The sequence below is a fragment of the Roseibium denhamense genome (assembly GCF_009711415.1).
GTDB lineage: Bacteria > Pseudomonadota > Alphaproteobacteria > Rhizobiales > Stappiaceae > Roseibium > Roseibium denhamense.
Window position 1 is genome coordinate 26,806 of the sequence record NZ_SMLZ01000090.1, and the last position, 23,232, is coordinate 50,037.

The following is a 23,232-nucleotide window of genomic DNA, read 5'->3' on the forward strand; positions in this document are numbered from 1 at the left end:
TATGTGTTGTTATTGTATTCACATTGTATACAAATTGGTCAACCAAAATCGAAACGGAGCGGTGTGATGCCCCCTCAGCGTGGAACGGCCAAGACGGTCGCCTATGAAGATCTGAAGCGAGCGATCCTGACATTGGAACGCAAGCCCGGCAGTGCGCTGGAGGAAACGGAATTGTGCGAACTATACGGCCTGTCCCGCACCCCCTTGAGGGAAGTGCTGCAGCAATTGTCCGGCGACGGCTATGTCACGTTGCAGCTCAACCGCGGCGCCCGGGTCTCCGACATGACCCACTTCACGCTGCGCGACTTTTTCCTTGCCGCGCCGTTGATTTACAGCGCCATCCTGCGCCTGGCCGCACAGAACGCCACACTGGTGCAGATTGACGAGCTGAAGGCGGCACAGGACGCATTCCGTGAGGCAATGGACACAGGCGATGTCACTGCGCGTGCTTTGACCAACGATCGGTTTCACCGCATCACCGGGCGGATGGCTGGCAACAGCTACCTTATGGCAAGCCTTGACCGACTGCTGATCGATCACACCCGTATCGGCATGACGTTCTTTCGTCAGACCCGCGGTGCGAAGGACGAGCGGCTCAAGCTGGCCAGCGCGCAACATGACGAAATGATCGTTGCCATAGAGGACGGCGATGAAGACCGCGCCGCCGAACTGGCGCTCGAACACTGGGCATTGTCGCGCGACCAGATCGAACTCTTTGTCATGCCGCCCGGGCTGGAAGCCCCACTCGGCCAGCCTCCCAAACTCAAATCCGCCTGAAGCCGGAGACCATCTGGATGACACCAAGACTAACCTTTGAGGGTATCTATACGCCTGCCGTGACGCCCTATGATACGGACGGCAATGTCGTCTGGGACGCACTGGAGAAGGTGATCGATCACCTGGTTGCCAGCGGCGTTCACGGCGTGATTTCGGGTGGTTCAACAGGCGAGAACTATACCCAGACGGTGGAGGAGCGTCTGGAACTGGCGCGGTTCACGAAGGACAAGCTGGCCGGACGTCTGCCGCTGATCGTTGGAACCGGCACGATGCGCACGCCGGACTCAATCGCTTTGGCTGAAGGTGCGGCAAAGATGGATGCCGAGGCTATCTTGGTGGCCACGCCACCTTATGCGGTGCCGACGGAGCGGGAAAACGCGCTCAACGTCCTGACCATCGACAGGGCCGCGGACCTGCCGGTCATGCTCTACAATTATCCGGGCCGGATGGGCGTAAACATGGGCGAGGAATTCCTCGACAGGGTTGGCCGGTCCTGCAATGTCTGTGCCATCAAGGAAAGTTCTGGCGATATCAACAGGGTGCATTTGCTGGCACGGGACTATCCGCATATCCAGATGTCCTGCGGCATGGACGACCAGGCGCTGGAGTTTTTTGCCTGGGGTGCGCGCAGCTGGGTCTGCGCCGGTTCAAATTTCCTGCCTGAGGAACATGTCGCGCTTTACAAGGCCTGTGCGGTTGAAGGGGATTACACCAAGGGGCGCAAGATCATGTCGGCGATGATGCCTTTGATGCGCGTTCTGGAGCAGGGCGGCAAATTTATTCAGTGCGTCAAACACGGTGTTGAGATGAGTGGTCTCTATGCAGGACCGCCGCGCCCGCCATTGAAGGCGCTGAACAAGGACGACAAACGCCAGCTCGAGCAGGTTGTCCGTGTGCTGAAATCCACAATTGCCGACATCACGGCGGGAGCGTGACCATGACCGATCTTCTGACACGTGATGAGTACAGGGCTTTGGCCACCAAGCTCACGTTGCCGACCAACGCCTTTATCGACGGCAGCTACCGGCCGGCGCAATCGGGCAAGACATTCTCAAGCATCAATCCGGCCACGGGCGAGACCCTGGCCGATATAGCGGCCTGCGGCTCGGAGGATGTCGACTTCGCCGTTCTGAAAGCACGCGAAGCTTTTGAAGACGGGCGCTGGTCAAAGCTTCACCCCAGTGACCGCAAGGACGTCCTGATCCGCTTTGCAAAATTGATCACCCGGAACCGGCGGGAACTGGCGGTGATGGAAAGCCTCGACAGCGGCAAAACCATCTTCGACTGCGAGACCGTCGATGTTCCGGAGACGATCCACTGCCTGAAATGGCACGCGGAGGCGATCGACAAGATCTATGATCAGGTGTCCCCTGCGTCGGACGACCACATCGCGATGATCGTGCGCGAGCCGATTGGTGTGGTGGGTCTTGTGCTGCCATGGAACTTCCCGCTCCTGATGCTGGCCTGGAAGATCGGCCCGGCGCTTGCCGCAGGCTGCTCTGTGATCGTCAAACCGGCGGAGGAAACCTCCCTGACGGCGCTCCGTGTTGCTGAACTTGCCATGGAAGCTGGCATTCCACGCGGTGTCTTCAACGTGGTACCGGGCACCGGGCCTGAGGTGGGCGAACCTCTTGGACGGCATATGGATGTCGACATGGTGTCCTTCACCGGGTCGACCGAAACAGGACGCCGGTTCCTGAACTACGCGGCTGACAGCAATCTGAAGGAAGTCGTTCTCGAGATGGGCGGCAAGAACCCCAGCGTTGTCCTAAAAGATGCCGAAAATCTTGATCGTGTGGCAGCTCACGTGGTCAACGGCGCTTTCTGGAACATGGGAGAAAACTGTTCGGCGAGCTCCCGCTTGATCGTCGAAGAAGAGATCAAGGACGCGCTGATGGAGCGCATCCTGGCCCATGCCCGCGAATGGACACTTGGCGATCCGCTTGATCCGGAGCACCGGGTCGGTGCGCTGGTCTCGAGCGCACACTTCCAGAAGGTCTGTTCCTACTTGGAAACAGAGGCCGATGTCTTGATGGGCGGCAAGAGCCATGGCAGGGCCTATGTGGAGCCGACGGTGCTTGAGGTGGATGCGTCTTCGACGCTTGCCAGGGAGGAGATCTTTGGTCCGGTCCTGAGTGTCCTGACGGTGCGCGGGTTTGACGAAGCGATTGCTATGGCCAACGCCACGGACTATGGCCTGGCCGCATCGATCTTCACGTCTAACACCAAGAAGGCTTTGCGCGGTGCGCGTGCGATCCGGGCAGGGACTGTCACGGTGAACTGTTTTGGCGAAGGCGACATCACGACGCCCTTCGGTGGTTTCAAGCAGTCGGGGTTTGGTGGCCGTGACAACAGCCTTGCTGCTCATGACCAATACACTCAATTGAAGACAATCTGGGTGGATTTGTCCGACGACGGGGACAAGGCGGTCGGCTGATGCTGCGGGCCGCCAAGACCTTGCCGAATTTACAAGGCCCGGCGGCCTGGAACCGGATCCTCCCGGCACAGCCAGCGGCACAGCGTCTTCACGAGAACATCACTGCGGACGTCACCATTATTGGCGCCGGGTTCGCCGGGCTCAGCGCGGCCCGGCGGGTGACCCAGATCGATCCCGGCGTCAAGGTGGTGGTGCTGGACGCCTTGCCTGTTGCAGAGAGCTCTGCCGGCCGCAATTCCGGGTTCATGATCGATCTGCCGCATGAACTGACATCAGAGGACTATGCCGGTGCTGGTGACGACAAGTCTCTGATAGCCCTCAACCGTCAGGCTATCCATTTCGCGCGCGAAGCGGTTTATGAATACCAGATTGACGCGAATTATTTCGATCCGGCGGGCAAGGTAAACGGCGCTGCCAGCGTGAAGGCTGCCGCTCATAACCAGAGCTATGCGCAACACCTTGCCAGCCTCGGCGAAGACTATGAACTGCTTGACCAGCGCCAAATGACGGAGCTGACGGGAAGCAGGCACTATCTTGGCGGGCTTTACACGCCCGGCACGGTGATGCTGCAGCCAGCAGGTTATATCCGCGGTCTGGCATCCGGGTTGAGACGGGCCGGCGTATCAGTCTTTGAAGATAGCCCGGTAACCTCGTTCTTCAAGCAGGACTCGGGCTGGCTCGTCGTGACGCCCGGCGGCAAGGTTTCAACTGGCAGGATCATTCTGACAATCAATGGTCATCTGGAAAGTTTCGGTTATGAACGTGACCGGTTGATGCAGCTGTTCTTGTTTGCCGTGATGACCCCGGAGCTCGATAACGAGGCAATGAAGAAACTCGGTGGACAGCCTCGCTGGGGCATCACTCCCTCCGACCCGATGGGGACGACCCTGAGGCGGATCGATACTGGTCAGGGCGGCAATCGGATTGTCACCCGCACCTGTGCAGTTCTGAAGCCGGATATGCGGCTGACGCAAGCGCATGTCGACAGGGCAGCCGCAGTCATGCAGGACAAGTTCGACCGACGCTTCCCGAAATTGGCTGGACTGAAGATGGAGTATCGCTGGGCTGGACATCTGTGCCTTTCCATGAACGGTGTGGCCGTGATGCGGGAACTGGAGGACGGTGTCTATTCCGGCTGTGTTCAGAACGGTCTTGGTACCGCACGCGGAACGCTGACCGGGATGGGCGCCGCGGAACTTGCCCTCGGTATCGAGAGCGACATCACGCGGCATTTCGGGGCGGAGTCTTCGCCGAAAAAACTGCCGCCGCAGCCGTTTCGCGAACTCGGAGCCAATGCCGTATTGCGCTGGAAGGAATGGAGGGCTGCTGAAGAATAGACGCGCCAGGCCGAAAGCATTCCAAAAACCATCAGCCTTGGCGGTTCCAGACTCAATAGATCCAACTGAAGGCATAACCGGCAAGCAGTGAGCCGGTGACGGCCAGCGCCAGGTAGAGCAGGAAGGGACGCAGCTTGAGGACGGGGAAGATCGCGAGCGCGCCCCAGATGCTGACGACGCCTCCAGAGACGAGGAATGCCATGGCCGCGCCTGGCGACATGCCGTTATCGACGAGACCGCGCGTGAGCGGCAAGGCGGCGTAACCGTCAATATAGGCAGGTGCTCCAACGAAAACGGCAGCAGGGATCGCCCACCATTTGTCGGCGCCAACATACTGAGCGAGAGAGCCCGGCGTCAGCGCCTTGTTCAAGGCAAATTCGGCAAAGAAGGCCGGGATCAGACAAATCAGGATAAGGCGTGTGGTGACAAATGCCTGACGATAGAACGCCTCGCGCCGGTTTGCGTCCCGCCAGATTGCTGACGAAAAAGTTGCAGGTCCGCAACAAGATCTCGCCGTGGGGGACGAAGCCAAACCGTTATCACGCAAAGCCGACTGACCGGATTGGCCGGCCGTCAAAAATGCCGTCACGGTGCCGCCGAACAGACCGAGCCCGAAGGCTGCAACAGTTTTTCCAATGGCAAAGGCAAGGCCCAGAGTTGCCGCCGTTGTCGCAAGCATTGCCGGATCGGTGACCGGCGAAGACAGCCAGAAAGCCATGACGGGTGCAAGCGGCACACCGGCTGCGAGAAGGCCGATCATCAAGGGCAGAACCGTCACGCCACACACGGGTGTGATCGCACCGATCGCAGCGGCAGCCAAGACGGCCCGTGCCATGTGCCCCTCAAAGGCCCGGCTGATGATCTGGTCGGCGCCGCTGGCCATGATCCAGGCTGTGAGGAGGATGCCCGGCACGACCAGGGGGGCAACAGCAATGAGCCCCTCGCCTGTGAAGATCACGCCATTCCAGACGAAACGCGGCCAGAGCCATAAAATAATCGCGAAGAGCAAAAAACCGGCACCGGCAAAATGCAGGCGCGTCGGACGCGAGAATGATGCGGCTGTCTGATCTGCCATGTCGATCTCCTGAACTTGACGGGATCAGGATAGGCGTGCTGTCTGCATAAGCAAAACGAATATCGTCAATATCAGATATCGGAAAAATAGATGCATCATCTCGACAGCGATTTGCTCAGGACCTTCCTGATGGTTGCGGCAACCGGCAGCATCACGGAAGGTGCCCGGGTTATCGGCCGGTCGCAATCTGCCACCAGCTTGCAGATCATGCGTCTGGAAGACGTTGTGGGGCGTCCTGTCTTTGACCGGACAGGGCGCGGGGTGTCCTTGTCGGAAACAGGTGAACGGTTGTTACCGGTCGCGCGCGAGGTCATCGGGCGCCTTGATGGGGCGCTCCGCGAAATTACTTCCGATGGTTTGCGCGGCAGGCTGCGGCTGGCCATCCCCGATGATCACGGGCAGGTCAAGCTTGCGGCGATCCTTGGCGCATTTGCGCAATCGCACCCGCAAGTCGAATTGGAGGTGACTTGTTCGATCAGCACGGAATTTCCGGAAATGATTGCCAAGGGGCAACTCGATCTCGCCGTCTACGAAGTTGAGACGCCGCAAGCCTTTGAAGAAGTGATCCACGAAGATCCGACCTGTTGGGTGAGTGCCAAGCATCAGTCATTGCTGGAGAACGCGGTGATGCCGGTTGCGCTGTTTGACCGGGCCTGCTGGTGGAGAGATGCCGCGATTGCTGCGCTTGAGAGAAGTGGTCGGCCGTACAGGATAGTCTTTTCCAGTCAGAGTGTTGCCGGTGTGACCGCGGCTGTCGAGGCCGGCATCGCAATCGGCTTACTCGGCAGGTCCTCGATAAGTTCGCAAATGCAGGAGCTTGGTAAGAAGGACGGGTTTGGTGGGACGCCGGTATCCCGGCTGGTTATCGGAACTTCGGAGGGCGGCGACAAGGATCTGGTAGCTACCATGTCGGAAGCTATTCGCATGGCGTTTAAGAGTTGAGTATGCCGCAATCTTGGCGATCAGGGTAGGCTAAGCCGGGTCATGCGACCGCCGTCAACGGTATAGATCTGGCCGGTGATGAAGCCGCTTTCCGCTGCTGCCAGAAAGGCAACAAGGGCTGCCACCTCTTCCGGAACCCCCGTGCGGCCAACCGGATGGATTTTGCCGATGTCCCGTCTGAAGCCCTCCGGGTCAGGCTGGGCTGAAATGAAATCCAGGTTCAGGCCGGTGTCGATCCACCCAGGAGCAACGGCGTTGCACCGGATGCTGTCCTGGCCATGGTCAACTGCGATCGCACGGGTTAGGCCGTGCAGTCCTGCCTTGGAGGCCGCATAAGCAGCATGATGCGGATTGCATCCAATACCTTCGATTGATCCCACATTGACGATCGTGCCTTTGGTGACGCGCAAATGGGGCAGGGCGTGTTTGACAAGCAGGAACGGGGCCGTGAGATTGACGGTCAGGCTGCGCTGCCAATCTGCCAGTGTCATGTCCTCGACACTGGCTTCCTGCATCAGCCCGGCATTGTTGACCAGAACATCAAGCCGCCCTGAAGCGTTTATGACCGCCGGGATCACTTTGGCGAGTGCGGCGCTATCAGAAAAATCGGCACAAACATGCTCGAACTCTGTGTCTTCACCGCGCTGGGCTGTGAAGACCCGGGCGCCTTCATCGCGCAGACGAAGTGCAATTGCCCTGCCGATCCCGCTGCGCCCGCCGGTGACCAGCGCCGTCTTGCCTTCAAAGCGTGTCATGCAACCGATTTCCCGCCATTGACCTCGACCAGCGCGCCGCACATGTACCGGGCCGCATCTGAGGCCAGAAACAGCACGACATCGGCAATGTCATCCGGTTTTGCGACACGGCCAAGCGGGACGGTCTTGCCGAGCTCGAAAATCGCGGTTTCATGATCGAACCCCCGTTTTTCAAAACCGCTGCGCAGCATCGGCGTGTCGACCTCGTTCGGGCAGACCGCGTTGATCCTTATGCCCTGATGGGCATGGTCCCGGCCCATGCATTGGGTCAGTGAGGCAATTGCCGCCTTTGTCATGCAATAGACAGCGTGATTTGGGCCGGGATGAACGCCCCAGCAGGAGGCAAGATTGACAATGGCGCCGCCACCACTTTCTGCCAGGATCGGGATGCCCGCCCTGCAGATCCGGAACGGGGCCTCGACATTGACGCCCACCGAGAGATCCCAGTCACGGTCGCTGGTGTCCGTAACCGGGCCGCGCGTTATCACTCCGGCGTTGTTGATGATGATGTCAAGACCCCCGAGAGCCTTGGCCGCAGCGCTTGGAAGATCGTCCGTATAGGCCTGATCCAGCAGGTCGCCGGGCAGAGCCGCCTCAGCTGAGAGATCATTGCATTTGAAATCAGCAACTGCGACGGCGGCACCCTCATCACGCAGCATACTGGTGATGACCTGACCCAACCCGCCAGCGGCGCCGGTCACGAGCACTTTCTTTCCGGTAAATCGCATGACGCCTCCAATTGGTCCAAACAGCCTAGAATGACGCGACAGGTGCCCCGAAAAGGGCTTCATCAGGGACCACGCCGAGCCCGGGGCCTGCCGGGACGGTCAAATGCCCGTCTACGATCTTGACAGGGTTACGGTTGTCATAGTTGCCGTCAATGTATGGCTGGGCGATCCAGACTCCTTCGAGGAACTTCGGGTGGACCGTGGCCGCGATCTGAACGCAAGCCGCAGCGATGATATCGCCGCCCCAGCTGTCGTCGCAGGTGTGGGGCAGAGCCGCGGCTTCGCAAATATCGCGAAACACTGACATGGGTTGCAACCCGCCGATCCGCGTTAGCTTCATGCCGAAGCCATCGCAGATCCCGTCGCCGATGGCGCGCACCACTGCCGAAATGTCGGTTGCCGATTCATCCAGGTAGACCCCGTGTCCCAGCTGATGCCGGATGCGGGCAACCTCTTCGATCGTGTTGCAGGGCTGTTCCAGAACGATGGGAATGTTGAGGCAGGAGCGGCTCACGCGCAAGGCCTCTTGCGATGTCCAGCCCCGGTTGCCGTCAACGATCAGCCGCATCCGTGTGCCGACCGCTTCCCATACCTTGCGGATCGTCTCAATATCCAGATCGACCGCGCGACCTCCGACCTTGATTTGCATGCGTTTGAAGCCCTGATCTGCCTTGTCCTTGGCAATTCGGGCAATGTCCTCCGGCGACCCGACGCCCGAGGCAAAATAGGATGGCACTTTTCCGGTCATTGCACCGCCCAGAAGGTCGGCAACACTAAGACCCGTGCGTTTCCCGAGAAGATCATGGGCTGCAATGTCGAAGGCTGCCTTTGCATAGGCGTGTCCGTTCAACCGCTTGTCCATCAGTCGCTGAAAGGCGCGCAGGCCGGTTATGTCGGCGCCGATTAGGCCGGGTGCGATTTCCTTGATTGCTGCCAGCGCGCCGGCGGCGTGTGCGGGCGCGTAGACGGGTCCTACCGGGCAGGTCTCTCCCCAACCAACGGCGCCGGTTTCATCGACGATCTTGACCAATGTGGTTTCCAGCACGTCCACCACGGTCGAAGCCATGACATAGGGCCCGTCTTTAACCGGCAGGGTATGGCTGTAGACATGGATTTCTCGAATTCGCATGCGGCCATGCCTTCAAAAAATATCAGCGCTGGACGGCGAGGCCAGACGCCGCAGTAGCGGGAGAGGACTTAGAACTCTTGGTTCAAGGCATCTTCGGCGGGGATCTCCCGTTCGCGACGGGCGATGTAGTCCAGGATAGCCTCGTTCTTCGCTTCGTCGAGCTTCGGTTCCTGATACTCCAACAGGAGCTTGCGAGCTTGAGTTAGGGCACGCTCTGTAATCTCGACTTCGCCCTCCGCCTTCCACTGTTCGATCGAGTTGTTGTCGAACATGTCTGGCATGAAAAAGGCCCGTTGGAAGTTTTCCTGGGTGTGAGGATGACCAAGATAGTGACCGCCCGGGCCGACGTCGCGGACGGCCGACAACGCTTCATCGAAATCATCCCAGCGCGGTCCTTCGGCCATGCGGTAGGCCATGGCGCATTGCTCGGCATCGACAATGAACTTGGCTACTGAACAGTGCATGCCGGCTTCGTTCCAGCCGGCGGCATGCCAGATATAGTTGGCGCCTGCATGGATCACAGCGCTCAATGTCGCTGCACTCTCATAGCCTGCCTGCGCATCGAACGTCTTGGCGCCGCCGAGCGAGCCTGAGGTGCGCCAGGGCACATCGTAATACCGCGCCAGCTGACCGATCAGAAAATTCATCAGGCTGATTTCGGGTGTTCCGGCCATCGGCGCGCCCGATTTCATGGAAACGGTCGACAAGTAATGGCCATAGATCGCCGGTGCGCCCTTGCGGATAACCTGGGTATAAGCAAGCGCGCTCAGGGCTTCCGCGTTCAGCTGGGCAACGGCCGGCACCACCGAGGCCGGCGTGTTGGCGCCGCCGAGCACGAAGGGGGAGCACAGTACTGGCTGGTTCCGCTTTGAAAAGGCGCGCATGGCGCCGAGCATGGTCTCATCCCAGACCAGGGGAGAATTGCCGTTGCAGTTGCCAGTGGTGACCGGGTGGTCTTCCAAATAATCCTCTCCGAACAGGAGGGCGCACATCTCCATGACGTCTTCGGCATTCTTGGGGCTTGTGGTCATACCCATGAAGGTTTTGTCCGAATACTTGATCGACGAATAGGTGATGCGCAGGTGGCGGTGGCTGATGGGGTGATCATACGGCTCGACGATATGATGCGCGCTGGAATGCATCGCCGGCAGCATATGGCTGAGCTTGTGGAACATCGCGAGATCTTCCAGCGTCGGGTTGCGGCGCTCGTCGTTGAGATCGCGAATGAAGGGGGCCCCGGTCATCGGCACGAACATTGACCGGTTGCCGCCAAGGGGAATGTTCTTTGCTGGATTGCGGGCGTGATATGTGAAGCTCGAGGGGATTGTACGGATCAATTCGCGCACAAGACCGCGGTCAAGATAAACCCGTTCTCCTTCCACCTTGGCGCCGGCCTTGCGCCAGTCGTCCAGTGCGATTGCGTCCCGGAAAATGATCCCGACTTCTTCCAGAATTTTCATGGAGGCATCGTCGAGGCGTTCAATCTGATCCTGGTCCAAGGGTTCGCACAAAGGCAGCTTTCGGGTGAGACCCGGCAACATTTGGTGATCAGGTGCGGTGCGAAGTGCACGGCGGCCGGCACGGCCTCCGCTTCGGCTGCGCGTTGCGACACTCATAGGAGGCTCCGATGATGGTTCTTTCACGGTCATCATGCGCGGGGCAACGAGGGACAACGCACCAGAAACCGAACTGGATCAGCATTTTCCGACATGAGTTGCGAATATTCGTTCAATGCAAAACTGAAACGCCGCAGAAGTATCGAAGCAGGTGAAAATATAGGCTGGTTGCTTTTTGATTGATCAGCCAGATGGCAAGTATGCTGCAAAATAATGCTGCTCTGCACAATCAAAGGGCGAAGGATCAACATTAAAAATTTTAAACCTTGAACTACGCCAAGGGGGTAGCCGAAGCATGGCAGTTCGTGTTTTGTTGGTCACATGTCGCAAATGAGCATCGCAGATATTGAAAAATATTCGGATGCTACGTTTGGGAATTCTACTGTCGACAGTTTTTAATAATCCAGATGGGGAGACAGATGACCAAATCCAAAGACCAAGACATGATTAACCGCCTTGAAAGCGCCGCCCGCACCGGCGGCATCACGAAGCGCGAGTTTATCCGCTATTCGGTGCTGGCAGGTCTGACGGCCACCACTGCAACGGGCCTTTGGTCCACAAAGGCCAAAGCACAACCGAAAAGCGGTGGCACCTTCCGCTGGGGCTTGCATGACGGAAATACATCTGACAACCACGACCCGGGTGCTTATGTCACCCGCCAGATGATTTTCATGGCGCACACGCATCGCAGCTTTCTGACGATGATCATGGGTGATGGTTCTCTTGGGCCAGACCTGGCAGATAGTTGGGAAGCCAGTGCAGACGCGTCCGAATGGACGTTTAAACTGAGCGAAAACGCCAGCTTCCACAGTGGGAAGAAATTTACTGCGGATGACGTGATCGCGTCTTTGAATCACCACCGCGGTGATGATTCGACATCGGCCGCCAAATCCCTTCTCGCGGATGTGCTCGAGATTACCAAGGACGGGGATTATACCCTTGTCGTGAAGCTGTCCGGCGGGAATGCGGATTTCCCATGGCTAATGACCGATTATCACCTTGCGATTTGCCCGGCGAAGGACGATGGCACGATTGATTGGGAATCCGGCGACGGCACGGGGCCATACAAGATCGACAGCGGAGAGTTTGGCGTTGGTTTCAACCTGTCGCGCCATGATGGATGGCATCGCGAAGGTGCCTATTTTGACAATGTCGAAATTGTAATCCTCAACGACCCGAATGCACGTCAAACAGCGCTGATGACTGGGGATGTGGATGCGGTCTCGCTCATTGAGCTCAAGACTATGGCGCTCCTGCAGCGCAATCCGAACATTAAGATCCACAACATTCCGTCTGCAGGCGCCATTACGCTGCCAATGCATTGCAATGCCGCTCCATTTGACAATGTCGACGTGCGCAACGCATTGAAATTGGCGATGAACCGCGATGAGATCATTGAGAAGATCGCTTTTGGCGCAGCCACCAAGGGCAACGATTTCCATCACTCTCCCGCGCAGCCTTATTGGCCAGATGGCATTGCACAACGTGAATATGATCCGGACCAGGCCAAGTCCCTGCTGAAGAAAGCTGGTGCGGAAGGCCTCACCGTCAGCTTGTCTACGGCAGACAGTGTCTATGCAGGTGCCGTCGACATGGCCGTTCTCTATGCCGAACAGGCTAAGGCGGCGGGCATCAACATTAACGTCGTGCGTGAACCGAATGACGGTTACTATTCCGATGTTTGGTTGAAAAAGCCGTTCTGTCTGGTCTCCTGGGGCGCGCGTCCAACACCGGATGTGATGTACACGCTGGCCTACAAGGACGATGCAGCATGGAACGAGTCTTATTGGCAGAATGAGCAGTTCAACAAGCTTTTGCTGCAGGCAAAAGCGGAACTGGATGATGCCAAGCGCGCGGACATGTACCGCGAGATGGCAATCCTGGCGAAAGACGACGGCGGGACGATCATCCCGTTCTTCAACAATTTCGTTTACGCCAACAGCACCAAGGTGGGTACGCCGGATCAGCTGGCTGCCAGCTGGGAAAATGATGGCGCACGGGCGGCCAGCCGCTGGTGGTTCGAGTCCTGATCCTTTAACAGGGCGGCGGAGGTTTTCGCCGCCCTGTTTTTTGACATAGATCCGAAGTCGATCCGGGTCATGTCGCTGTCGCGTCGGGCCCTTCTGCCAAAGTAAAGACAAAAAGCTTACAGGAGGCGCCTGACTGACGCCCGGGCACTTTCTGGGCTCCGGGCTTCCTGTTCTGGAGGGACAAATGGGGGACATCCTACAGCTGGTCCTTAAGAGACTTGGCTTAGGTTTGGTCACGCTTCTCGTGGTTTCAATCCTGATATTCTTCGCGGTCGAGCTTCTACCCGGCGACATCGCAGAGGCCGTTTTGGGCCAGGGGGCAACGCCCGAAACCGTTGCAGCGCTTCGCGATAAGCTTGGCCTCGATCAACCGGCTATTTTGCGTTATTTGCAATGGCTCGGCGGTGCCCTCACTGGTGACTTCGGCGTCTCGCTGGTTTCCGGCGTGAGCGTCGGCGATGCAATCGGCGAAAGGTTCGTGAACACACTCTTCCTGGCGACCTATGCAGCTGTCATTGCTGTGCCGATCTCCATAATTCTCGGAGTGATCGTCGCCTTGCTGCGCAATACCCTGTTCGACCGGGTTGCGAACGTCGCGACGCTAACTTCGATTTCCTCTCCCGAATTCTTCCTCGGATATATTCTGATCCTGTATCTGGCGGTAAAAACCCAGTATTTCCCTGCAATTGCAAGCATAAGCCCCGACATGACCTTCGGCGAGTTGTTGCATCGCACTTTCCTGCCGGCGTTGACTCTGGTGCTGGTGGTCACTGCGCACATGATGCGGATGACCCGGGCTGCAATTATCAACCTGCTGGCTTCTCCCTACATCGAGATGGCACGGCTCAAAGGTGTTCCGCCCTGGAAAATTATCGTGAAACATGCCTTGCCGAATGCCTGGGCGCCGATCATCAACGTCGTTGCACTCAATCTTGCCTACCTCATTACCGGTGTGGTTCTGGTCGAGGTCGTTTTTGTCTATCCCGGCATTGGCCAGCTGCTGGTGGATGCGGTGGCCAAACGCGACTTCCCCATTGTTCAGGCATGCTGTCTGATTTTCGCTGCAACCTTCATCCTGCTCAACTTGGCAGCTGATGTGGGAGCAATCCTGACCAATCCGCGTTTGCGGCATCCGAAGTGAGGGCAGCGAAATGAGTACATTTGTTATTGCTTACTATGCGCTGCTGATCGGCGGGTCCTGCCTGGCGGCGTATTTCAAGAAACGCGAGCTGTTCCTTCTGATCTTCTCCCTGACCCTGGTGTCTTTCGTTATGGGGATCATCGGTGGGGTGGGTGCTCTGCGGTTTGTCACAATAGCTGCCGGGATTTTGGCATTGGCGGCCGGGACGTCCTATGCTTTCCGGGAATTTCTCATCATCATCGCACCCGAAGGTGTTGCCAAGGAGCTGAGAACGGCTCCGCTGACTGCTGCTTTCGGCATGTTCGTGATCTTCACCTATGCGATTGCAGGGATTTTCGCGCCTGTCATTGCGCCGTTCGGTGAGGCGGAAATCATTTCGTCGGCTTTCGCGCCTGCGGACGAAAACATGCTTTTGGGAGCCGACCAGTTGGGGCGTGATATGTTTAGCCGCATCATCTACGGTGCGCGAAACTCCGTCGGATTGGCCCTAGTTGCAACAACACTGGCGTTCGTCATGGGTGCCTTCGCCGGACTGATGGCCGCGACCAAAGGCGGCTGGTTCGATCAGTTCATGGGCCGCTTTGCCGATGTCATCATGTCTGTGCCGTCGCTGGTGTTCGCGCTCTTGATGCTGAGTATCTTTGGCACCAACCTGATTGTTATCGTCATTGTCGTTGCGGTCATCTATTCGCCGCGGGTTTTCCGGCTGACGCGTGCCGTCGCCGGGAACGTGGTGGTGATGGATTACATCGAGGCTGCAAAGCTCAGGGGAGAAGGTGACTGGTACTTGATCCGCAAGGAGATCCTGCCCAACTCAACGGCGCCGCTGATTGCCGAATTCGGCCTGGAATTCTGCTTCGTGTTCCTTTTGATCGCGGGTCTCTCTTTCCTCGGCCTGGGCATTCAACCACCAACCGCTGACTGGGGATCTATGGTGCGTGAGAACGCGACCTTGATTTCCTTCGGTGAACTGACACCGCTAATTCCGGCGGCCGCGATTGCGCTGCTAACGGTTGCGGTCAACTTTGTCGTCGACTGGATGCTGTTCCGGTCCTCCGGTCTGAAGGAGGTTTGATCGTGGTTCCCAAGAAAGACGTACTTCTGGAAATCAAGGACCTTCGCATAGAAGGCTATTCCGACGAAAAATGGGTTGAGATTGTCCACGGGGTGGATCTGACCCTTCACAAGGGGGAAGTCCTTGGTCTCATCGGCGAATCTGGGGCTGGCAAGTCCACCATCGGTCTCGCCTCGATGGGCTTTGCCCGGGACGGCTGCCGAATCTCTGGCGGGTCGATTGAGTTCGACGGCATGGAGCTGACCACCACACCGGAATCTGCGCTGCGCGCCCTGCGCGGATCACGGATTGCCTATGTGGCCCAGTCCGCCGCCGCGTCGTTCAACCCGTCTCACAAAATCATTGATCAGCACACGGAAGCGCCGATCCAGTACCGGATCCAGAAGCGGGTTGAGGCGCAGGAAGACGCGATGCAGCTCTACGAGCGGCTGCGTCTGCCAAATCCCGACGAAATCGGGTTCCGGTATCCGCATCAGGTATCCGGTGGCCAATTGCAACGGGCCATGACTGCCATGGCCATGGCGTGTCGGCCGGACCTGATCATTTTTGACGAACCGACCACTGCACTGGACGTGACCACGCAGATCGAGGTTCTGGCGGCGATCCGAGACATTGTAGATCAGTTCAACACCGCTGCGATCTACATCACCCACGATCTGGCCGTTGTGGCGCAAATGGCGGACACCATCAAGGTGCTCTTGAAGGGTGAGGAAGTAGAGGAAGCGCCCACCGCGCAAATGCTGGATTCGCCCAAGGAGGATTACACAAAGAGCCTTTGGGCCGTGCGCAGTTTCAAACGTCCCCAAAAACAGCGTCCAACGGGTGCCGACGCCATCCCGATCATATCGGTTCAGGGCATTGATGCAGCTTATGGACAGACCAAGGTTCTGGACGACGTGTCGTTTGACGTCTATCCCGGCATGACCGTCGCTGTTGTGGGCGAGTCCGGCTCGGGCAAATCAACGACGGCCCGCTGTATCACCGGCCTTTTGCCCCCGACCAAGGGACAAATTCTGTTCAATGGCGAAGCGCTGCCGCCGCGCTATCAGGACCGCTCGAAAGAACAGCTTCGCCAAGCCCAGATGATTTATCAGATGGCGGATACGGCCTTGAATCCGAAAATCCGAATTTGCGACATTATCGGGCGTCCGGCACAGTTCTACAGTGGTCTTCACGGCACAGCACTCAAGAGCCGCGTGGATGAACTTCTCGACCTGATCGAACTCGACCCGGCCAAATTCTACAACCGCTATCCGCCCGAGTTGTCAGGCGGCCAGAAGCAGCGGGTCGGTATCGCCCGGGCTCTTGCGGCCGATCCCAAATTCATTATCTGCGATGAGGTGACCAGCGCGCTTGACCAGCTTGTTGCTGAAGGGATCCTGAAGCTGCTTGACCGGCTGCAGCAGGAATTCAACCTCGCTTACATGTTCATCACGCATGATCTGGCGACAGTCCGGTCGATTGCCGACGAGGTGGTAGTGATGCAGAGGGGCAAGGTGGTCGAACAAGGGCCGAAAGACGAAATGTTCACGCCACCGCACCATCCCTATACGGATCTGCTCTTGTCTTCGGTTCCCGAAATGGATCCGAATTGGCTGACCACTCTGCTGGACGAGCGCGGAACGGATGCGATCGGTGAAGCGGCCAATGTCTGACTGGCGTGAAAACCGGCAAGCTTAAACGGAAATACCCCGGAGCAGCTTTGCTCCGGGGTATTAAATAAATTATGGCGCAGGCTCGCAGTTGCCCGGTCAGCCGACCATCATGTAGCCGGACAGCACCATCGCACCGACGAGCAGCGCATAAACACCAACCACGGCCTGCCAAGAGCCGCTGTGTTGCCTGTATTCGCGAATGAGATCATCCCGGGTCATGCTCGACTCCGACTCTGCCCGTGTGTTTTACCTGAACTTGCGGCACACTTAGTCGACAGAAGTTAAGAATTCAATGCGTCAATCCCTGAATCTCACCCATATTTCTGCATAGCAGATGTGTTCGGAATTGCGTCCTGCGCAGAGCCATTTGAGGGAGCGTCGGCCCCCTTTAGAACATCATGCTCAGAAATGGCATGCCAGGGCGCGAATTGTTGTTATATATGAGGTGCCTGGGTGATTGGCGTCGGCATTGCCGAACCAGCTCCGAGTTTGCCAATCAGTGCGTTCCGATACAGTCGCGCACTTACGGCTTATCAGTTCTGAGATTTAATGGAATCCCTTTTGGCGCACTCCCCAACACCAGACAAGAAAACGATCTTTGAGACATTGCGGAGGCGTATCTGTCTGCTGGACTATCAGCCCGGCGACAGTCTGAACGAACGGTTGTTGGCCGAAGAGTTCAGCGTCAGCCGAACCCCTATGCGCGCCGTGCTGCAAAGGTTGGAATATGACGGTCTCATTTCCAGTCAGCATGGGCGTGGAACAATCGTGACCTCGATCGATCTGAACCAGATGCGGGAAATATACACCCTCAGGATCAAACTTGCAGAGACCATCGCCGATACGCCAGCCCGGCAAATCGCGGTGGGATTGCACGAGGAACTCATCAGCCTTGCCACCGATACCGCCGCTCTTTTCGGCGGGCAGGACAAAAGAGCCTTCGGTGCGGTCAGCATTCGGCTACATGACGCCATACAGCTTCTGACGACCAACGAGATCCTGCGCGATTTTTCCGATACGCTGTTTTATCAGTCTGCTCGATACTGGTTTTTGTTATTGCCGCGCTTGGATTGGGACACCGAGGTGCAGGACATGCTGGACGAAGTCCGGCTGACTACCAGATGTCTCGAGGCGGGTGATATCCCGGCTGCTGTTACCACACGGAAAGTCCATCTCTCCCTTGTCATGGCTCGGATCGCAAAAATCGAGGACTTTCCGGATCTTCAATTGGAAGACCTTTAGGGTCCTTAGTCCTCTGAAACAGCCGAATGGATCGCCGAGAAAACGGCTATCTTCCTGTTATACTTCAATATTCTTAATCGACTGCAACGCATTTTAGTCGGGTCGAAGCATAAGGCTATTCCTTAGCTTAAAGACAAATTGCGCCTCGAATGTTGCGATGCCCGGCCAAGTGACGAAGCGCGCTCCTCCATATTGGTATACCAAATAGAGGGGGTAGGATGAAATTAGACTGTAAATTCGTTCACAAATCGAAAAACTCTTGTAAAGGTATACCAATTATGGTTCTCTTTCGTCTTCGAGTTTTGCCGTATGGCGTCAGCCGGACGTCCCGGGCGACGAGTATTGGAGGCAGGAATGTCCGTTGAAATCGAAGGGCACCAGCAAGACTGTTCCCCTGTTGTCTCGCGGCGCTGGGACATCCAGTTCGATGAAGGACGCAATCCGCGCGCCAAGATCGGGTTCGTGCTGATCCCGAACGAACAGACCATCGAAGATGACATGGTTAGATGGGCGCCGGACGGCATCGGGATCTACTTTTCCCGTGTCTTGATGCCTCATGTTCTGTCGCCGCAGAGCCTTGCGAAATGCGGGGCGACACTCGCCGAGGCCGCGCACCGCATACTGCCTGACGACAAGCTGGATGTAATCTGTTTTGCATGCACATCAGGCTCCGTCGCGGTTGGCGAGGAAAAGACCTTGCTGGAGCTGAAGAAAGGCCAACCCGGCGCCACAGCCACATCCCTGGTGTCTGGCGTATGTAAGGCACTGAGGGCATTCGGAGCGCGAAAGATCGCCATCGGCACGCCCTACACGGACGAGCTCAATACCAAGATGGCTGCCTATTTTGAAGGTCAGGGCTTCGAAATCGCTGAATTTCAAGGGCTTGGACTGCAGTATGACCGAGACATGATCCGGGTGGCTCCGGACTATCTGATCGAATTCGCAAAGGCGGTCGACGTTCCTGATGCCGAGGTTTTCCTAATGAGTTGCGGTGCCCTGCGCACGATCGAGGTCGTTGACAAGATCGAGCAGGCTTTGGGCAAGCCGGTTGTTGCGAGCAATCAGGCGATGCTCTGGGATTGCCTTCGCCTTGCTGGAGTCGAGGACCGTCTTGCAAAGCTTGGGCGACTGTTTCGCGAGCATTGACACCGGATGCCAACGGACTGGCGACCGCTCACTGTCGACCCGTCTAAAGATCACAGACCGACCGACGCCAGGAATACTCTCACCAGGCCTTACCCGGCCGACAATGTACGGGACGACGCTTTGCTGGAACATGCCAAACAGACAACCGCGAACCTTCAGCAGCGCATGCGCGATGGCGGGATCGAACTTGCCGTCTTCACGGATGAAAGTTCGATTGCCTATCTCGCCGGGTTTTGGGGCTATCTCGGGATTGAATTCGGCCGTCCGACGTTGCTGGTCGTGCGCGCCAGCGACGCGCCGACAGTGATCACACCGCTGATGGAAAGCGAAATGGTCTCTGAAATGACCTGGGTCGAGGATGTTCAGGTCTGGGAGGATATTGGTCAGCGCACCTGGGAGCGGGCCTTGGCCGGAGCACTCGGCGCCGAACCAGGTGAAATATGGATCGAACGGAACTCAATTCCGGCGGTTGTTCGCAATCATCTTGACAACACATATCCCGGAGTGCCGTTGAACGACATTTCTCCGGTTCTCGGCGCGCAGCGCATGATCAAGACATCGTTTGAGATCGGCATCATGAAGGAAGCGGGGCAAATCGCTGGTGCCATGATGGCCGCTGCGCATGATTCCCTTCGCGAAGGCGCACGGGAGTATGAATCCGCACTCGCCGTGATCGAGGCGGGTTCGCGCAAGGCCGCTGGGTTCCTGACCGACCGCGGTTGGGACCGGTTCGTGTCGCCCATGATCCACAATCTGCAGATCCTGCAGAGTGGTTCCGAGACGTCCATGGTGCACCGGCGGGCCAATGTCCGGGCCTATCAGAAATTCGACCCGGTCTATTTCTGTTTCTGCAACATGGCGCAGTTCAAGCAGTACAAGCTCGGTTTTGATCGGATGTTCCATATTGGCGACGTCACCGATCAGTCGCGAGATGTTCAGGAGGCGGCGATTGCGGCTCAACAGGCGGCGATCGCCGCCATTCGTCCGGGCGTCTTGGCCGAAGATGTGGCGGCCGCGGCCAACGAGGTTTACCGCGAGCGCGGATACCAGACCGGTTACCGCACCGGGCGGTCGATCGGCGTCGCCTACCTGGAAGCCCCGGAACTGAAGGAGGGAGACAAGACCGTCCTGCAGCCCGGGATGACATTTGCAGTCGACGGGGGAATATCGGTCGACGGCGTGACCGCGGGCCGCATCGGCGACTCGATCGTCGTTTCTGAGACAGGATTTGACTACATCACGGACTATCCCCGCCAAATCCTGTTGAGCCACCATTAAGATGCCATAGCTCCTTTGGGGCGACGATCAGGAAAGTGTTTCAATGTCCATTCGTCATCCGTTTCCGGAAGAAGAACTCGCCCGGCGTGTCGCCCGAGCCTGCGCGGCTTTGTCCGTCAACGGATTGGACGGCATACTCATTTCTGTGCCTGAAAGCATCTATTGGCTGACAGGTCTGGACCATTGGGGTTTTTTTGCCGCCCATGTGTTGGTGGTCAACCGCAACGGCGAGATGGCCTTGGTCTGCCGTGCAATGGAGCAGATCACAGTCGATAATCAGGTGCGCAACGCAGCCTTTTACGGTCACAAGGATCATGAGGAACTTTCGGATTATGTCCTAAAGGCCATGGCCAATCTCGGGCTGAAGGGCGGCAGGGTCGGGATTGAAAAGCGCAGCCTGTTTCTAACGCCACGCCACGCGGAGCGGATCCAAGACGGGGATGCCGACTGGGTCGACGCGTCCGGCATCGTTGATAATTTGCGGCAGGTGCAATCGCCTTTGGAGATGGACTACACACGCAAGGCCGCCCGTGCCGCTGATCTCGGGACTCTCGCCGCTATAGAGACCGTCCGGGACGGGGCCAGCGACTATGAAATCGCGGCGGCCTATCACCACAAAATGATCCTGGAAGGCAGTGAATATCCGGGTTTTGGTCCGTTTATCCGGCCGACGACCCGCCTGGGTGAGGAGCACACGACGTGGCGCGGAGATACATTTGCCAATGGCGATGCCGTATTTCTAGAAACCTGCGCGGCTTACCGGAAATACCAGGCCCCCATGGGACGGCTGGTTTATGTGGGCAGGGCTCCAGCGGGTGCTGAGAAGTCTGCCGAGCTTGCCATAGAGGGTATGCAGGCCATCTGCGCAGCTTTGAAGCCTGGTGGTAAGGCCGGTGATGCGTATGCGGCATGGCGTGAAGTCGCCGCTTCTGCGGGGCTGCACGACTACGAACGCCACCATTGCGGCTACATGGTCGGCATCGGCTTTCCGCCGAGCTGGACCGGTGGGTCAATGGTGACTTCGCTGTTTCCCGGGTCGGACAGGGTTCTGGAAACCGGCATGGTGTTTCACGCGCACAGCTGGTTCACGAATACCGGTGTCGTTGACTACTTCATTTCTAATACCGTTCTGCTAACCGAAATCGGTGCGGAAATCCTGACCAATCAGACACCAGAGACCCTGATGATACGCTGATCCTTCGCCGAAACTCAGGCGAAAATGCCTGTGCCAGACCAGTGAGAAAGAAGAAATGAAACCGCTTCAAAAGCCGACGTTGACCGGGATATGTGACCAAATGGCCAGTCACGATTGGACGGAAGCTGAACTCGACGAACTGGTCGATCCGAAGCTGGGCATCATTACGGGTTTTCAGGAACTGCTGGAGGATCTGGACGTGCTTCGCCAGGTCGATTTGGGGGCGACGCCTCCGGCGCTTTCCGTGCAGAAACGATAACGTGCATGTCCGATACTATCGCATTCCAGGATATCCGGACGCTTAAGGCCTTGATGCATTCCGGCGGGATCACGCCGAGTGAACTGGTTTCGATGTTTGCTGAACGTATCTCGCGACACAATGACGTGTCTAAGGCCTTTATCACTTTGACATTGGATGCGGCCGCCGCGCAGGCCGCAGGTCTCACGCGCGAGGATCTTGCTGAATCGCCCATAGCAGGCATTCCCTACGCTTGTAAGGATCTGTTCGACGTCAAAGACGTGCTGACAACGGCAGGATCTCGGGTTTTTCACGATCGGATCGCGGCGGAGGATGCCTTTGCGGTTGCGTGCCTGCGCAATGCCGAAGCGTTGAACCTAGGAAAGACCAATCTCCACGAATTTGCTTATGGTGCGACCGGCGAAAACGAGGTCTACGGAACCTGCGTCAACGCTTATGACACCACTCGGCTCGCAGGTGGATCTTCCAGCGGATCGGCTGCAGCCATTGCCTTCGGTCTCGTCCCGGCGGCTCTTGGCACCGATACGGGCGGTTCGGTCCGTGCGCCTGCGGTTCTCAACGGACTGGTGGGACTGAAACCGACCATCGGCCGTGTCCCGACAAGTGGCCTTGTCCCTTATTGCTGGACGTTGGACCATGTTGGCCTGATGACCCGCACGATTGCTGATTGCGCCGACATCCTCGGTCTTGTCGCTGGTCATGATCCGCGAGACCCGGCGTCGGTCAACCTCCCTATGGAGAATTATGCGGAAGCGCTGGGGCAAGACATTTCGGGGCTCCGGATCGGCATTCCAGTCAACTTCTTCTTTGAGCGGAGCGATCCGGAAATTCTGGAGGCTTTGGAGCGGGTGAAGGCGTACCTGATGGCGCAGGGAGCCAAACTGGTGCCGATCACCTTTCCGGATATGGAGCACACCCGCACAGTGTCGCTGACGGTCCAGTTGCCCGAGGCCTTGAGCGCGCACTCCGCGCACCTTCAGGAACGGGGCGAACTCTACGGCAAGGACTTCAGAGCCGGATTGGCGCTCGGACAATGCTTGCTCGCCGAGCACTATGTGAAAGCCAAACGGTTTATCGAGCGCTACCGCCAGCAGACCACGGCCTTGTTTGACGACGTTGATCTGATCCTGACACCGGCAACACCTGAGATTGCGCAGAAAACCGGTACGGTCATCGTCACCCGCGACGGCGTTGATGAGGCGATCGGCAATGCGATCACACGGTTCACAACGTTCTTTAATATGACCGGACATCCGGCCCTGACCATGCCTTGCGGCCTTCATCCTGAAGGATTGCCCATCGGCTTGCAGCTGGTCGGCCGGTATTTTGACGAAAAGAGCCTCTTCCGTGTCGCGCATGTGATTGAACGGCATGATGCCTTTTCGATCCCGTTGCCGGAGGTGGATAGCTGACAT

Annotated in this window: 21 protein-coding genes; 15 read left to right on the top strand and 6 right to left on the bottom strand. The window is 57.7% G+C overall.

Annotated elements, in window-relative coordinates:
• Positions 1-66: 66 nt before the first annotated feature.
• From E1180_RS03790 to E1180_RS03805, 4 genes are read left to right on the top strand one after another with little or no spacing between them, the layout of a single operon-like run.
• Positions 67-777: a GntR family transcriptional regulator gene (locus tag E1180_RS03790; protein ID WP_155189756.1), complete on the top strand. Its 711-nt coding sequence runs from the start codon at positions 67-69 to the stop codon at positions 775-777.
• Between the two features lie 17 nt (positions 778-794).
• Positions 795-1,712 (top strand): dihydrodipicolinate synthase family protein, encoded by a 918-nt coding sequence (locus E1180_RS03795; protein ID WP_155189757.1) that lies wholly within the window; start codon positions 795-797, stop codon positions 1,710-1,712.
• A 2-nt stretch (positions 1,713-1,714) separates the two neighbouring features.
• Positions 1,715-3,214 carry an aldehyde dehydrogenase gene (locus E1180_RS03800; RefSeq protein ID WP_155189758.1) on the top strand — a complete coding sequence of 500 codons (1,500 nt, stop codon included), beginning with the start codon at positions 1,715-1,717 and terminating at the stop codon, positions 3,212-3,214.
• Positions 3,214-4,551: an NAD(P)/FAD-dependent oxidoreductase gene (locus E1180_RS03805; RefSeq protein ID WP_155189759.1), complete on the top strand. Its 1,338-nt coding sequence runs from the start codon at positions 3,214-3,216 to the stop codon at positions 4,549-4,551. Before E1180_RS03800 ends, E1180_RS03805 begins: the two co-directional genes overlap by 1 nt.
• 52 nt (positions 4,552-4,603) lie before the next feature.
• Here E1180_RS03805 and E1180_RS03810 read toward each other — a convergent pair whose 3' ends face one another.
• Positions 4,604-5,626, bottom strand: coding sequence for a permease (locus tag E1180_RS03810; protein ID WP_208996919.1), 1,023 nt, complete (start codon positions 5,624-5,626; stop codon positions 4,604-4,606).
• A gap of 90 nt (positions 5,627-5,716) precedes the next feature.
• On the opposite strand from E1180_RS03810, the gene E1180_RS03815 reads away from it, so the two are divergent.
• Positions 5,717-6,568 carry a LysR family transcriptional regulator gene (locus E1180_RS03815; protein ID WP_155189760.1) on the top strand — a complete coding sequence of 284 codons (852 nt, stop codon included), beginning with the start codon at positions 5,717-5,719 and terminating at the stop codon, positions 6,566-6,568.
• 20 nt (positions 6,569-6,588) lie between these two features.
• Here the strand turns inward: E1180_RS03815 and E1180_RS03820 are convergent, their stop codons facing one another.
• The 4 genes from E1180_RS03820 to E1180_RS03835 all read right to left on the bottom strand — a co-directional run bounded on the left by E1180_RS03820 (position 6,589) and on the right by E1180_RS03835 (position 10,796).
• On the bottom strand, positions 6,589-7,323 hold the full coding sequence (locus E1180_RS03820; RefSeq protein WP_155189761.1) for an SDR family NAD(P)-dependent oxidoreductase: 735 nt from the start codon (positions 7,321-7,323) through the stop codon (positions 6,589-6,591).
• Positions 7,320-8,051 (bottom strand): SDR family NAD(P)-dependent oxidoreductase, encoded by a 732-nt coding sequence (locus E1180_RS03825; RefSeq protein WP_155189762.1) that lies wholly within the window; start codon positions 8,049-8,051, stop codon positions 7,320-7,322. The genes E1180_RS03820 and E1180_RS03825 overlap by 4 nt, the downstream gene beginning before the upstream one ends.
• Positions 8,052-8,076: 25 nt before the next feature.
• Positions 8,077-9,180, bottom strand: a complete 1,104-nt coding sequence (locus E1180_RS03830) for a mandelate racemase/muconate lactonizing enzyme family protein (RefSeq protein WP_155189763.1) — start codon at positions 9,178-9,180, stop codon at positions 8,077-8,079.
• Between the two features lie 68 nt (positions 9,181-9,248).
• A complete protein-coding gene (locus E1180_RS03835; protein ID WP_155189764.1) occupies positions 9,249-10,796 on the bottom strand; it encodes a trimethylamine methyltransferase family protein in 1,548 nt (515 codons plus the stop codon).
• Positions 10,797-11,215: 419 nt separating this feature from the next.
• On the opposite strand from E1180_RS03835, the gene E1180_RS03840 reads away from it, so the two are divergent.
• The 4 genes from E1180_RS03840 (at position 11,216) to E1180_RS03855 (ending at position 16,697) form a co-directional block, all read left to right on the top strand.
• Positions 11,216-12,826 carry an ABC transporter substrate-binding protein gene (locus tag E1180_RS03840; protein ID WP_155189765.1) on the top strand — a complete coding sequence of 537 codons (1,611 nt, stop codon included), beginning with the start codon at positions 11,216-11,218 and terminating at the stop codon, positions 12,824-12,826.
• A 184-nt stretch (positions 12,827-13,010) separates the two neighbouring features.
• Entirely contained in the window at positions 13,011-13,967 is a 957-nt protein-coding gene (locus E1180_RS03845) for an ABC transporter permease (protein ID WP_155189766.1), read from the top strand.
• A 10-nt stretch (positions 13,968-13,977) separates the two neighbouring features.
• Entirely contained in the window at positions 13,978-15,042 is a 1,065-nt protein-coding gene (locus tag E1180_RS03850) for an ABC transporter permease (RefSeq protein ID WP_133946828.1), read from the top strand.
• Between the two features lie 2 nt (positions 15,043-15,044).
• On the top strand, positions 15,045-16,697 hold the full coding sequence (locus E1180_RS03855) for an ABC transporter ATP-binding protein (RefSeq protein ID WP_283404343.1): 1,653 nt from the start codon (positions 15,045-15,047) through the stop codon (positions 16,695-16,697).
• A 96-nt stretch (positions 16,698-16,793) separates the two neighbouring features.
• Here E1180_RS03855 and E1180_RS22595 read toward each other — a convergent pair whose 3' ends face one another.
• Positions 16,794-16,916: a hypothetical protein gene (locus tag E1180_RS22595; RefSeq protein ID WP_268873417.1), complete on the bottom strand. Its 123-nt coding sequence runs from the start codon at positions 16,914-16,916 to the stop codon at positions 16,794-16,796.
• Positions 16,917-17,246: 330 nt separating this feature from the next.
• Here E1180_RS22595 and E1180_RS03860 point away from each other — a divergent pair, with 330 nt between their 5' ends.
• The 6 genes from E1180_RS03860 to E1180_RS03885 all read left to right on the top strand — a co-directional run bounded on the left by E1180_RS03860 (position 17,247) and on the right by E1180_RS03885 (position 23,229).
• Positions 17,247-17,939: a GntR family transcriptional regulator gene (locus E1180_RS03860; protein WP_155189768.1), complete on the top strand. Its 693-nt coding sequence runs from the start codon at positions 17,247-17,249 to the stop codon at positions 17,937-17,939.
• 354 nt (positions 17,940-18,293) lie between these two features.
• Positions 18,294-19,085 carry a maleate cis-trans isomerase family protein gene (locus tag E1180_RS03865; protein ID WP_155189769.1) on the top strand — a complete coding sequence of 264 codons (792 nt, stop codon included), beginning with the start codon at positions 18,294-18,296 and terminating at the stop codon, positions 19,083-19,085.
• Between the two features lie 120 nt (positions 19,086-19,205).
• Complete coding sequence (locus tag E1180_RS03870; RefSeq protein ID WP_155189770.1) at positions 19,206-20,363, top strand: M24 family metallopeptidase; 1,158 nt, start codon at positions 19,206-19,208, stop codon at positions 20,361-20,363.
• A 43-nt stretch (positions 20,364-20,406) separates the two neighbouring features.
• Positions 20,407-21,558, top strand: coding sequence for a M24 family metallopeptidase (locus tag E1180_RS03875; RefSeq protein WP_155189771.1), 1,152 nt, complete (start codon positions 20,407-20,409; stop codon positions 21,556-21,558).
• Positions 21,559-21,658: 100 nt separating this feature from the next.
• Positions 21,659-21,817 (top strand): hypothetical protein, encoded by a 159-nt coding sequence (locus E1180_RS03880; RefSeq protein WP_244313954.1) that lies wholly within the window; start codon positions 21,659-21,661, stop codon positions 21,815-21,817.
• 5 nt (positions 21,818-21,822) lie between these two features.
• Positions 21,823-23,229 carry an amidase gene (locus tag E1180_RS03885; RefSeq protein WP_155189773.1) on the top strand — a complete coding sequence of 469 codons (1,407 nt, stop codon included), beginning with the start codon at positions 21,823-21,825 and terminating at the stop codon, positions 23,227-23,229.
• Positions 23,230-23,232: the final 3 nt, after the last annotated feature.

What these genes read in the sequence shown, in the direction of transcription:
- E1180_RS03840 (WP_155189765.1), top strand. Translation starts at nt 11,216, where the DNA reads ATGACCAAATCCAAAGACCAAGACATGATTAACCGCCTTGAAAGCGCC.
- E1180_RS22595 (WP_268873417.1), bottom strand. Translation starts at nt 16,916, where the DNA reads ATGACCCGGGATGATCTCATTCGCGAATACAGGCAACACAGCGGCTCT.
- E1180_RS03805 (WP_155189759.1), top strand. Translation starts at nt 3,214, where the DNA reads ATGCTGCGGGCCGCCAAGACCTTGCCGAATTTACAAGGCCCGGCGGCC.
- E1180_RS03885 (WP_155189773.1), top strand. Translation starts at nt 21,823, where the DNA reads ATGTCCGATACTATCGCATTCCAGGATATCCGGACGCTTAAGGCCTTG.
- E1180_RS03790 (WP_155189756.1), top strand. Translation starts at nt 67, where the DNA reads ATGCCCCCTCAGCGTGGAACGGCCAAGACGGTCGCCTATGAAGATCTG.
- E1180_RS03850 (WP_133946828.1), top strand. Translation starts at nt 13,978, where the DNA reads ATGAGTACATTTGTTATTGCTTACTATGCGCTGCTGATCGGCGGGTCC.
- E1180_RS03815 (WP_155189760.1), top strand. Translation starts at nt 5,717, where the DNA reads ATGCATCATCTCGACAGCGATTTGCTCAGGACCTTCCTGATGGTTGCG.
- E1180_RS03825 (WP_155189762.1), bottom strand. Translation starts at nt 8,051, where the DNA reads ATGCGATTTACCGGAAAGAAAGTGCTCGTGACCGGCGCCGCTGGCGGG.
- E1180_RS03810 (WP_208996919.1), bottom strand. Translation starts at nt 5,626, where the DNA reads ATGGCAGATCAGACAGCCGCATCATTCTCGCGTCCGACGCGCCTGCAT.
- E1180_RS03795 (WP_155189757.1), top strand. Translation starts at nt 795, where the DNA reads ATGACACCAAGACTAACCTTTGAGGGTATCTATACGCCTGCCGTGACG.
- E1180_RS03845 (WP_155189766.1), top strand. Translation starts at nt 13,011, where the DNA reads ATGGGGGACATCCTACAGCTGGTCCTTAAGAGACTTGGCTTAGGTTTG.
- E1180_RS03820 (WP_155189761.1), bottom strand. Translation starts at nt 7,323, where the DNA reads ATGACACGCTTTGAAGGCAAGACGGCGCTGGTCACCGGCGGGCGCAGC.
- E1180_RS03830 (WP_155189763.1), bottom strand. Translation starts at nt 9,180, where the DNA reads ATGCGAATTCGAGAAATCCATGTCTACAGCCATACCCTGCCGGTTAAA.
- E1180_RS03875 (WP_155189771.1), top strand. Translation starts at nt 20,407, where the DNA reads ATGTCCATTCGTCATCCGTTTCCGGAAGAAGAACTCGCCCGGCGTGTC.
- E1180_RS03800 (WP_155189758.1), top strand. Translation starts at nt 1,715, where the DNA reads ATGACCGATCTTCTGACACGTGATGAGTACAGGGCTTTGGCCACCAAG.
- E1180_RS03865 (WP_155189769.1), top strand. Translation starts at nt 18,294, where the DNA reads ATGTCCGTTGAAATCGAAGGGCACCAGCAAGACTGTTCCCCTGTTGTC.
- E1180_RS03835 (WP_155189764.1), bottom strand. Translation starts at nt 10,796, where the DNA reads ATGAGTGTCGCAACGCGCAGCCGAAGCGGAGGCCGTGCCGGCCGCCGT.
- E1180_RS03860 (WP_155189768.1), top strand. Translation starts at nt 17,247, where the DNA reads ATGGAATCCCTTTTGGCGCACTCCCCAACACCAGACAAGAAAACGATC.
- E1180_RS03880 (WP_244313954.1), top strand. Translation starts at nt 21,659, where the DNA reads ATGGCCAGTCACGATTGGACGGAAGCTGAACTCGACGAACTGGTCGAT.